Origin of the sequence: Chitinophaga sp. (genome assembly GCF_036566945.1) — a bacterium.
Classification (GTDB): Bacteria; Bacteroidota; Bacteroidia; order Chitinophagales; family Chitinophagaceae; genus Chitinophaga.
In genome coordinates this window covers 1-8,198 of record NZ_DATCVJ010000723.1, presented here as the reverse complement: position 1 = coordinate 8,198, position 8,198 = coordinate 1, and the positions used below count along the sequence as shown (strand labels likewise).

General features: G+C 46.7%; 5 protein-coding genes. All 5 read right to left on the bottom strand.

The annotated features are described in order from the left end of the window. Positions 1 to 1,807: hypothetical protein (locus VIP81_RS21755; RefSeq protein ID WP_331966257.1), on the bottom strand; the 1,807-nt coding region annotated here is incomplete at its 3' end. A gap of 4 nt (positions 1,808 to 1,811) precedes the next feature. Next, a complete protein-coding gene (locus tag VIP81_RS21750) occupies positions 1,812 to 3,338 on the bottom strand; it encodes a RagB/SusD family nutrient uptake outer membrane protein (RefSeq protein ID WP_331966255.1) in 1,527 nt (508 codons plus the stop codon). 19 nt (positions 3,339 to 3,357) lie between these two features. Continuing rightward, positions 3,358 to 6,597 (bottom strand): TonB-dependent receptor, encoded by a 3,240-nt coding sequence (locus VIP81_RS21745; RefSeq protein ID WP_331966252.1) that lies wholly within the window; start codon positions 6,595 to 6,597, stop codon positions 3,358 to 3,360. Positions 6,598 to 6,683: 86 nt separating this feature from the next. Continuing rightward, positions 6,684 to 7,706 (bottom strand): FecR family protein, encoded by a 1,023-nt coding sequence (locus tag VIP81_RS21740; protein ID WP_331966249.1) that lies wholly within the window; start codon positions 7,704 to 7,706, stop codon positions 6,684 to 6,686. 94 nt (positions 7,707 to 7,800) lie between these two features. Next, positions 7,801 to 8,198: sigma-70 family RNA polymerase sigma factor (locus VIP81_RS21735; RefSeq protein ID WP_331966246.1), on the bottom strand; the 398-nt coding region annotated here is incomplete at its 5' end.

Sequence of the window (8,198 nt, the reverse complement as noted above, 5' to 3'; positions counted from 1 at the left end):
TAGCATATGCTTTCCAGGCAGTCCATCCGTGTGGTGAGCTGAACATATTATTGGCCAGCAGCACATCATACTGTGCTTCCCAGAAACGCAGTGTACCGCCCCGCTGGCGGCTATCGGGTTTCACCAGCTGGGTCAGACAATTATGCATATCCAGGAAATACAGCATGGAGTCAGTGTATCTTTTACGATCAGCTTCTTTGTCCTGTAGCAAGGCGAAAGCACCTATTTGCAGCGCGGTGCAGGAAATCATACCATCTTCCAGGGTCATTTCACCTTCTGTATCAAGACCGGTAATACCGCCCATGAGTTGATCTATAGCACGTTTTACCGAGGCGTAATGCCGTTGGTAGCGCTTAGCCCATATTGGATCTGATTGCAGTTTCTTTTCTTCCGCCATCAGCTCCATGATGCTTTTAGCTACATAGATCACACTGGTATAGTGCGTATGTCCGTTACGGTAAGCCCCATCCGGACTCTGTGCATGTTCAATGATCCAGTCGGCCAGCGTAGCGGCAGCGGCCAGGTCGGCGATGGTGTTCGCTGATTTGTATTTATCTACCAAAATACCAATGGTGGTAGTATGGTTTTGTATACGATGTTTATTTTCAGTAGGCTGCCAGTTTTTATCATACATCAGCTGCATCACTTTGTGAAACCTTTCATCTGTTTGTTGCTGCAGCCGCTTGTCCGGGAAGTATTCCTGTGCCAGGTAGGCGGAGTAAAAGCCATACCAGTTTTCACAATTCCAGCTGGCCTTCTGTGTATATTTCAGTGCGCCTGCCCTGGCTTGCTGCAGGTACCAGCTCCAGGGCTTCCGCACGCTGATCATGGCTTCTGTGGATTTACCGGTAGTATTAACAGCCGTCAGCGTATATACGCCGGGGCCATCTGCCGGCAGGTAAGTATTGTTAGCGGCGATGTACAAGGGCTGCTTTTTTCCTGTTGGCGTAGTCACCGTGAGGGATTGCAGTTGCTGCCCATATAGCGTAAAGTTAAAGGGTTGTTGCGCTTCCTGAGTTGTTCGCGGCATATCGAAAGCCGGCGCCTGTGTTAACTGTGCCAGCTCCTTTTCTACCTGGTCCAGTCGATCGGTTTGTTGTAAACGAATCGTCCAGGTGCGGGATTCACCGGGCTTCAGCGCCGATTGTTGCTGCGGATGTCTGGCCGGCAACGGCTGTGCATTGAGCAGGTCCAGGTTGAAAGTATAGATGCGGTGCCCCCAGAAAAAAGCGTTTTTCGGACCATAGCCAAAGTTGTAGTTAATACTCCAGGAAGCAATAGGATCGGGCGATGCGATCAGCAACAGCTTGTTGGCAGGCGTAGACAGGTACCCGCCGAAATGTGTTTTTTCACATCTGAGCATAGTGGGAAAGTATACTTTATTCCATTGCGGATAGCCTGCCATGTAATTGCTGATGCCAATATGCAGTCCCAGCTTCTCCGGCTGAAAGCTACTGCTACCATGATTGGTAGCAGTAGCGGTGATCACAAATGATCGATCTTTTAACGCATATTGTAAGGTAACGTCCACCTCATTGATCTGGCCACTGTAAGAAAATGCCCTGGTTTGTTGCAGCGTTACGGGAAACGATTGTTTGTCTTTTACATAATACCAGGATACTCCCTGCAAGGTATCCGTCATCATCGGAATACTGTCCCACAGGGAGCCATCCTTTACCAGTAAGGATTGCAGCGTACCGTTTTTATTCACGGCGGCCTGCCAGTTTTCATTATGCAGCTGCAGCGACTGTGCCTTTAACTGACCGATGGTCAGCAACCATATCCCGGCACTTAATAATCTTTTCATACCATTAATTATATCCGTGATTTTGTTTGATCACGCCATTACTTTGGTTTACCACACTTCTTGGAATGGGGTATAAAATTTTATCATCATTGGCAAAGGTAGATCCATCTGCCTTGGCGCGACTGATATACAGTCCCCATCTGATGAGGTCATCGCGGCGTACACCTTCTCCCCATAGTTCAAATAACCGCTCGTTCTGAATGGCTGTTCTGAATTGTGCCTGGTTCATGCTGCCCGCTATAAAAGGCGTCAAGCCGGCGCGTTGGTGCACCTCATTCAGCAGCGTGTAGGCTTCACTGTTAGGAGCGCCATTTTGTTCGTTGATTGCCTCCGCGAGTAACAATTCCACGTCTGCGTACCTGAATATGGTATAATTGATACTGCTATTGGTAGCATCTGCTTTGGTGGGATCAGGGCCGTATTTCACGGGTACCGCCCCTTTATCTCCTCTGGCCCTTGCATCTACATAAATGAGTTGACCGCTGGCATCTTTTCCTGTGGGATATGTTTGCAGCAATACCCGAAGCCGGTTATCCTTCTTATCAAATTTATCATACGTTTTCCAGGGCATCCGGTAGCCACCCCAGGCCGTTAACGTTATACCGGTAGAATCATAATAATCACCCGGCAACGCATGCGCCAGCCACATATTGGTGTAAGGATCTCCGCTGGAAGAACATACCAATGGCAGAATAATTTCTGAGTTGCCGGTTTTAGCATTCTGATCGAAATTATCTGCGTAGTCGCTGATGAGACTAAAACCCATGCCCTTCACTATTTCACCGGCTGCAATGGCATCTGCCCATCTTTTTTCCTGCATGTATAGTTTTAGCAAACTGGTATAACAGGCAGCTTTTGAAAAACGGCCATAGTCTTCTTTCTCAAATTTATCCGGCAATACGGCAATGGCTTCTGTAAAATCCTTTATGATCATATTCACCATCTCTTCTTTGGAAGGACGGGGAATGGGAGGAGCCGACTGGTCGTTGATCAGCGCAGGATCGAGCCTCACCGGTACCGGACCGTAATATAAGTATAAGATCTGGGAGTAATAGGCCCGCAATGCCTTCATCTCTCCAATATACCTGGCCTTCAGGGTAGCATCCATGTCGATGGGCTGTACCCTGGAAATATTGACCGTGATCTGTGAAATAAATTTCATCAGCTTACTATAGTGATCTGTTACGATCGTAAAGTCGGGTGTAAAATTCAACATATTCAGTCGCACCCAGTTACCGCCATCATCCCAGTTGCAGACCATTTCATCGGTGGTCTGTGCGGCCTGTGCGGTAAAAGAGCCGTTGGCAGCCCCCCATCCTGCGGAGTAGGAACTCCCTTCTACCATACCTGTGTACATAGCGTCGGTAGCGGCTTTCGCATCTCTTGCTGTTTTGAAAAAGTTATCGCCCGACAAATTTCCGTAAGAGTTATTTTCCAGTCCTTTTTCACAGGAAAAGAAAACGCCCATCATACCTGTCACTACTGCCAGTTTACACCAGTTTTTCATCCTACCGGATTGTATTAAATTCATAATATTTTTTTTCAGATGATTATAAGGTTACGTTTACGCCAAATACTACGCTTCTGCTCAACGGATAAAAGTTGTTGAGGCCCAGTTCCGGGTCCAGTCCGGGATAGCTGGTAATCGTAAATGGATTCTGTACATCCAGCGACAGTCTTAATCCTGATACCGTATGTTGCGATTGGAAGAATGCTGCCGGGAAAGTATATCCCAACGTAATATTTCTGCAACGCAGGAAGCTGGCATTGACCAGGAAGTAGCTGGAATTATTCTGGTAGCCGGCATAGTTATCGTCCGATAAACCGGTCGGGAAATTTCCCTGTGGATGCTGGAAAGTCCACCGCTCTTTGCTCACCGGCATCGTATTCCAACCAAATGTTTCCATGTTTGCCTGCAGGTTGGCTATTCTGTAAAACTGGCTGGAATAGGGACTCCAGGCTTTCTTCACCATACCGGAGAAGAAAATATTGAGGTCGAAATTTTTATAGGTAAAGGTATTGCCGATGCCGAAGTTGAACTTTGGATCGAGGTTAGCCAGTAATGTCTGGTCTGCGGCTGTAATCGCGCCGTCGGGGCCTGACAGGTTACCTTTGTCATCAAAGCCATGTGTGTCTTTGATGATCAGTCCACCCGGCAACATACCGGGCATAGTAGCCGGTGCTGTACCATATTGTCCTTTGAAGATACCGTCTGCCTCGTATCCGTAAGCGCCGTTAAATACGGCATTCTTTCCGGTGGCTTCTACCCATCTGTTGAGAGTAGACAATGCTTCAGGCGAGCGTTTCACCCAGTAGTTGAGATAGTGTGAAAAAGTGAGATTGGAAGACCAGCTAAAGCCGCCTGTTTTGCCGGCAACGATATTCCTGGATTGCAACCCTATTTCATAACCGGTAGATTTCGTGGTGCCTGAGTTACCATATACGCCGCCTACGATAAAGTCGGCCGGAAAGGGAATCCAGGAAATCAGGTTACGGATATTTTTATTGAAATAATCAACAGATCCCGTTAACCGGCTGCGCAGGATACCAAAATCGATACCTGCATTGAACTCACCGGCTGTTTCCCAGGTCAGGTTAGGGTTTGCGGCCTGGTTCAGGAAAATACCGGTGGAAGAAGCGGCAGTGCTGCCAAACCATGGATTCACATTGGGACCATAGACTTCAAATGCGGTGGCCGGGAATTTACTATTACCGGTTTCTCCGTAGCCGGCCCTTAGTTTCAGGAAGTCGATGAATTTATTATTCTTCAGGAAATGTTCTTCCGACACCAGCCAGCTGGCGGATACCGCCGGGAAGTAACCCCATTTTTTATTTTCTGCAAAACGGGAGGCGCCGTCTCTGCGGATAGAGGCAGATACGGTGTATTTATCATCCAGCTGATAGATGGCCCGGGCAAAATAAGAAGCCCAGGTATCCTGTGTTTTATAAGAGCCTACCGTTGGTTTCACGCCCTGGCCCGCCCCCAGATTATACCAGGAAAATGCATCGGATACAAATTTCTGATTAGCGGCATTGAGCCCTTCCATATCGGCCACCTGGTAAGAGTAACCTGCTAATGCATTAATGGATTGTCTTTTGTTGATGACATGATTATAATTCAGGGTATACTCCAGTAATTTATTAGCAGAAGAACTACTGGTAACGCTTCCCATACCATCTACCGTAGCACCGTAATAAAAAGTAGTGGGCAGGTAATTATTCCTTTTCGCGTTAGACTGATCGTAGCTAAAATTAGCTTTGGCGGTTAATCCTTTAACGATTTCCCAACTACCATAAGCATTTGTCAGCAAGCGCTGGGTCTTTGTCTGATCTGTAATTGTTTCATAAGATACCGGATTGGGAATAGGTTTATACATCGGATTGGAAGGGTAACTGCCATCGGCTGCGCGCAGGGGTAAATTAGCCGGGTAGTACATGGCGGCGGTTACCATACCGCCGTTTTCAAACAGGCCACCAGTAACAGTATTATCTGCTATCGCGTTAGAGGCAATCACATTTACACCCACTTTTATTTTATCAGAAATGACCTGATCCAGGTTAATTCTGCCATTATATCTTTTAAAGCCGGAATTCAACAAAACACCATTCTGGTCAAAATAATTTCCTGACACGAAGTAGGACGTTTTACCGTTACCTCCCGACATAGAAACATTATGTTGTTGGGTAAATCCGGAGCGTGTAATCGCATCCATGGCGCTGCCATATGCAGGTGTAGTATCTATTTGCTGCTGACTAAAGATTGGCTTATAGGGAGTAGCCACATCACCGGCGTTTACGGTGCCATAGTAAGGGGCCACTTTATTATTTTTCATCCATACTTCCTCATGCAGCAAATTGCGCTGTTCCATGTAGTCTTTGGTACCAAGGACTTCATACATTTTAGCCGCCTGTTGTACCCCATAGCTGCCGGTATACTGAATAGAAGGTTTGCCGGTCTTTCCTCTCTTGGTGGTTACCAGTACCACTCCGGCGCCGGCTCTCGCACCGTAGATAGCGGCGGAGCTGGCGTCTTTCAAAAATTCTATCGATTCAATATCGTTGGGGTTAATAAAGTTAAGCGGAGATTGCACTACACCACCCGTGCCGTATTTGGCGCCGGTAAGTGCAGCAGGACCATCTGTTACCGGTTCTCCATCTACCGGTACGCCGTCTATTACATACAATACGCCTGCATTGGCGTAAGAAGGATTACTTCTTAGCTGAACGCCTGCGTTTCCTCCGGGTTGTCCGGTACTTTGAATAACCTGTACGCCGGGTGCTTTACCCTGCAGCGATTGCTGGAAGCTCGACGCCACACTCATATTCAGATCCGCTGCCTTCACAGAGGAAATTGCACCGGTAATGTTTTTCTGTTTTACCGCACCATAGCCAATTACTACTACATCATTCAACTGTGTGGAACTGTTCTTCAACTTGATCGCTACCGAAATTGTTTCCCCTTTTTTAACAGTAAAACCGGAAACTGTTTGTGATTCATAACTGATCATTGAAATGGTAAAGCTGTAAGTGCCTTCTTCCGGTAAATTATTGAAAAGGAAGATACCCTGCAGATCTGTTTGCACGCCGGCAGAGAAGCCTGTCTTTTCATTTTTTGCCAACACGGTAGCGCCAATTAATACTTCTCCTTTTTCATCTTTTACCAGTCCTTTCACAAGGCTTCTGGTTTGCGCAAAAGTTGCGATGGAACTACATAGCAGGCATGCCACTATTAACAGGCATGCATAGTGCCGCAATTTGCCCGGGAGGCAAATAGTCATTTTTGACATCATGTTGTTTGTTTTTCAGGAATAAATCATCGTTCACCAGATGCTGATCAGCGGCCCCGTCGGGCTGCCAGCATATTAAAACTGTGGAATTACTTTTTTATAACGTAGCCGCCATTTTTCATTTGTTCTACGGTTAGATTATTTAGCTGCCCTATTGTTTGTAATATGTTCTTTAATGAATCTGTTTTATCAAATTTCCCAATGAAATACAAGTCCTCCAGGTCGGCTTTGTTATAATTTACCGGCACACCATACATATCAGACAACTGATCAAATACCGCTGCCAGTGGTGCTTTGCTAAACATATACCAGTTGCCTACTGCCTCGCCGGATTCGTGCCAGTGTTTATCTTTTGATGGCATTGGTGCATGTATAAGACTGGCGGTCATACGCGCTTTATTATACAATAATGATTCTCCCGGCGTCAAAAAATAATCCTTATCCAGTTTCACCTGTGCACTGTCGGCCGCTTTTACCACTACCTTTCCTTCGATCAGCTGCACTTTAATGGTATTATCTGTTTCGTAGGAAAGCACCCTAAAAGTGGTCCCCAGCGCCGTTGTGGCCAGGGCATTGCTATAAACGGTAAATGGCTGCCGGTCATTTTTCACTACCGTAAACAAGGCTTCCCCTTTCAGGACGATGTTCCGCTGTGCTTTTCCGAAAGGCTCGTCATAGCTTAGTTCTGACGCGGGCGATAACTCCACCCGTGAGCTGTCTGGTAAAACAAGTTGCATCAATTGTTGCGTGGTATTACTGATCACCTTTCGTGGCGCCGCCGCCAGCTGCGGGATCTCCCTGTTGCCTGTTCCTTTCCAGGTATAATATCCTGCGCCCAGCAACAACACTACTGCAGCTGCTACGGCCACTCTTTTTAACACCATCACGGCACTCCTGCCCTTCGGTTTATCTTCCTGAATTTGTTGCCAGGCCTCGTCCCAGAATGCTTCCGGCATTTCTTTGCCCGCCACTATTGCATTCCACTCGTCTTCACTCAGGTATTCATTCAGTAATGACGGATTATTTTTTAGTAATTCGCTTACTTCCTTCGCCTCTGTTTCAGTACAGCGCTTGTCAAAAAATTTTTCTATTAATTCTTTTGATATGTTCATTACTAAAAAATGGCCCGTTAATAATAAATACGCGACAAAGGGTAAAACTCCTTCGCCCGCAAAAAATATTTTTCAAATAAAGACAAGATGCCCGTCAGCACAGGATCCACACGAGGAGAACCAAAAAGAAAAAAATCTTTTTGAGTTGTTTGATGGCTTTAGCCAGGTGGTTATCTACTGATTTTATGGAGATGGATAGCTGCTCCGCCACCTCTTTATACGAGTATCCCTGCAGCCGATGCTTCACAAACACTTCCTTCCGCATAGCGGGCATTTGCGACAATGCCTGTTCCAGGCTGCGCTCTTCTACCATAGCCGGCAGCACTTCCGGTTCTGTAGCATCTGCCGTGGCAGCCACTTTCGACTGTTTGGACTTTGACCGCAAATAATCTACAAAAACGGTACGGGCAATACTAAACAGGTGCTGATCGAGGTTATAGTTTTCGGAAAGAGACTGGCGGTATTGCCAGAGCTTCATAAAGGTGGTCTGTA

Bases quoted from the DNA above. Each gene is read 5' to 3' on its own strand.
- VIP81_RS21750 (WP_331966255.1), bottom strand. From the start codon at position 3,338: ATGAATTTAATACAATCCGGTAGGATGAAAAACTGGTGTAAACTGGCA.
- VIP81_RS21745 (WP_331966252.1), bottom strand. From the start codon at position 6,597: ATGATGTCAAAAATGACTATTTGCCTCCCGGGCAAATTGCGGCACTAT.
- VIP81_RS21740 (WP_331966249.1), bottom strand. From the start codon at position 7,706: ATGAACATATCAAAAGAATTAATAGAAAAATTTTTTGACAAGCGCTGT.